General features: G+C 49.6%; 1 protein-coding gene. It reads left to right on the top strand.

Annotated features, from left to right (window positions below; translation table 11 throughout):
* Window positions 1–466 (top strand): tRNA ligase subunit PheS family protein (locus ACTHUR_RS20105; protein WP_440400557.1); only part of this gene is annotated, 466 nt, incomplete at both ends.

Here is a 466-nt window from a genome sequence, read left to right as displayed (position 1 = left end):
TCAATGAATGCAAAAATCAGTTTCAGACGGCTTTTAATGCCAAACGCGATGCCCTGAATGAAGCCAAGCTGCAAGCCCAATTGGCTGCAGAAGCCTTGGATATTACTTTGCCGGGCCGTGCACAAGAGCATGGCGGTTTGCACCCAGTGACTTTGACTTTGCAACGTGTGGTTGAGCTGTTTCACGGTATGGGTTTTGAAGTGGCGGACGGCCCTGAAATCGAAGACGATTTCCACAATTTCCAAGCCTTGAATATTCCTGCAAATCACCCCGCGCGTGCGATGCAAGATACCTTCTATGTTGAAAACGGAGACGTTTTACGCACACACACTTCGCCTATTCAAATCCGCTATATGCTCGACAAAAAAGAGCCGCCTATCCGTATTATTGCTCCCGGCCGTGTTTACCGTGTGGACAGTGATGCCACTCACTCGCCTATGTTCCATCAGGCCGAAGGTTTGTGGGT

This window comes from Neisseria sp. P0021.S007 (genome assembly GCF_051956855.1).
Note: the sequence above shows the minus strand (reverse complement) of the source record. Positions and strands in the feature narration are given on the sequence as shown.